Raw genomic sequence first — 1,665 nt, 5'->3', positions numbered from 1 at the left:
TGTCGCAGTATTAGCTTCATATTATATGGAAGTCATTATTCATCTTTCGGTCCCTGTTACTGCAAGCATAATTACCATTGGTTCATTTATTACAATACCAGGTTATTGGGTAAATGGTGCTATAAGTGAATTTATTGGAAGACGTTATGCTGGCATATTGGGAACTGTTCTAGCATTGGTAGGTACTGTACTATTTGCCATTTCCGCCAAGACATATGTTGCATTGCTTATAACCTATGCCTTTTCGTCATTTTGGATAAATGGAAATTTTGCTAACGTGATAAATTATGTGAATGAAATGGTACCTACACGCATAAGAGGCACAGTAAATGTTCTATCCACAGGGTTTGGCCAATTAGGATGGGGAATAGTAGATTTAATCTATGGAAGTTTAATAAAATTTGTTGGCATAAGTGGCGATATGGCGATTATAGCCATTGCTTTCTTTGCTGTTGCAATAGGAATATTTTTGACAGGTCCAAAAATAAAAGTTGGCGAACCATTGGAAGATATTGCAATATGAATATACTTAAAAATTATTTAATTTTTAACGTTTTTATTAATGGTATATTAATATAATATTTATATTTGTATAATTAAGTAAAATCTATGAACTCGTCATTTAATTTGATAAATAATAACTATATAGTGGCCGCATGCCCTACCGTATTTAATAAAGATCAGACTGTAAACTATGACGAAACAGCTGATATCCTCGATTTTCTGGAAAAAATAAAAATAAAGTCGATGGCTCTATTGATCTTCGGTGGCGAATATTACAGACTTACCATGGATGAGAAAAAGAGGATAATTGAATACCTTTGCTCCTCCACTTTCCGGCCCGGCGAGATCATGGTGGGCATAAATGACAATTCATTGTTCGCTATGAAGGAGCTATCTAAAGTATCAGATAAATATGGCGTTGATTACTTGATCATTTCGCCGCCACAGTATGTTCCGTTCTACCAATTGAATAAGAAATTTGTAGAAAAGTTTGTTTCCAAAGCTTTAGAAATGCTGGATATTCCCGTTATATTCCAGGATACCAACACCCCATCATCGTACCTGCCAGATATGGAATTCTGGAGAAAGTATATAGATTCAGAGAAGGTCGCAGGCTTCAAGATAGAAGGTAAGGGATCCGTGATCAAGATGAGAAAAATCCGGAACGTTTATCCTGATATTATGATCTATGGTGGATACCTAGGTCTCGACATCATACGGGAGAGAAAAGCAGGATCAGACGGAAGCATAATCGGATCTTCGATGCCAGATGTGGTGAACAGGATGATGCTTAACGGTGATGCAGCTGATCGAGACAAAATCAGTGAATTCCTGAAGTTCGAGGTGAATCATCTGGACAGATTCGTGGAGATCGAGAAGTATGTACTGAAAAGAAGGGGCATTATAGACAACTACGAATGTAGAGAACCATGCCCGCATCTCTCAAAGATTCTGATAGATAGGCTCGAATCTCTCATATCTATACTTGAATTATAGGAAAGTAGGGGGTTTGGGGGAAGCTGTAAAACTCCCTCTTTGGACAAGAGATACATGGACTTCCCCCAATTGAAATATTTTTTAACATATTTTCTATTCTATTAAACAATGTTCAGGACTATTAAACTGAAGCTTCCGTATGATGGATTCGCTCATTGAGACAGC

Annotated in this window: 2 protein-coding genes; both read left to right on the top strand. The window is 37.0% G+C overall.

Annotated elements, in window-relative coordinates:
- A partial coding sequence (locus Q0C15_RS04060; protein ID WP_297216491.1) for an MFS transporter occupies positions 1 to 523 on the top strand: 523 nt, incomplete at its 5' end.
- An 86-nt stretch (positions 524 to 609) separates the two neighbouring features.
- Positions 610 to 1,500 carry a dihydrodipicolinate synthase family protein gene (locus Q0C15_RS04055; protein ID WP_297216488.1) on the top strand — a complete coding sequence of 297 codons (891 nt, stop codon included), beginning with the start codon at positions 610 to 612 and terminating at the stop codon, positions 1,498 to 1,500.
- Positions 1,501 to 1,665 lie beyond the last annotated feature (165 nt).

The organism is Thermoplasma sp. (assembly GCF_023256435.1).
Classification (GTDB): domain Archaea; phylum Thermoplasmatota; class Thermoplasmata; order Thermoplasmatales; family Thermoplasmataceae; genus Thermoplasma.
This window is presented reverse-complemented; position numbering and strand designations above follow the sequence as displayed.

What these genes read in the sequence shown, in the direction of transcription:
- Q0C15_RS04055 (WP_297216488.1), top strand. Translation starts at nt 610, where the DNA reads ATGAACTCGTCATTTAATTTGATAAATAATAACTATATAGTGGCCGCA.